This window comes from Bowmanella yangjiangensis, assembly GCF_017255015.1.
Lineage (GTDB): Bacteria > Pseudomonadota > Gammaproteobacteria > Enterobacterales > Alteromonadaceae > Bowmanella > Bowmanella yangjiangensis.
The window spans coordinates 1-316 of sequence record NZ_JAFKCS010000822.1 but is presented as its reverse complement, the minus strand read 5'-3'; the positions used below and the strand labels follow the sequence as shown (position 1 = coordinate 316).

Below are 316 nucleotides of genomic sequence, written 5' to 3'. Positions count from 1 at the left end.
AGGAGGCTGCGCATGCGTAAGCTCGCTCTGTTGCTGTGCCTGTGCACTGGCGTCGCGCTGGCTGACAGCCAGGTCAAGGTGCCTGCCAATGCGTTGATGCGCCTGCCTGTGGCCAGCGCCGCCCTGCGGCTGGACCGCCTGGAGGTCGCCGATCACGCGACGCTGATGATTCCGGCAAAGGTCACCGAACTGCGTATCGGCACCCTGCTGATGGGGCGCGAGGCGCGCATCGGCGTGGCGCCGAGCGATCAGCCGCTACGCCTGGAGGTGCAGGATGCCGATGTCGGCGCCGGCGCCTGGATCAGCGCCAAGGGCG

General features: G+C 69.0%; 1 protein-coding gene. It reads left to right on the top strand.

The annotated features are described in order from the left end of the window. Positions 1 to 12 precede the first annotated feature (12 nt). The coding region (locus J0A65_RS26840) for a hypothetical protein (protein ID WP_206597212.1) at positions 13 to 316 on the top strand (304 nt) is incomplete at its 3' end.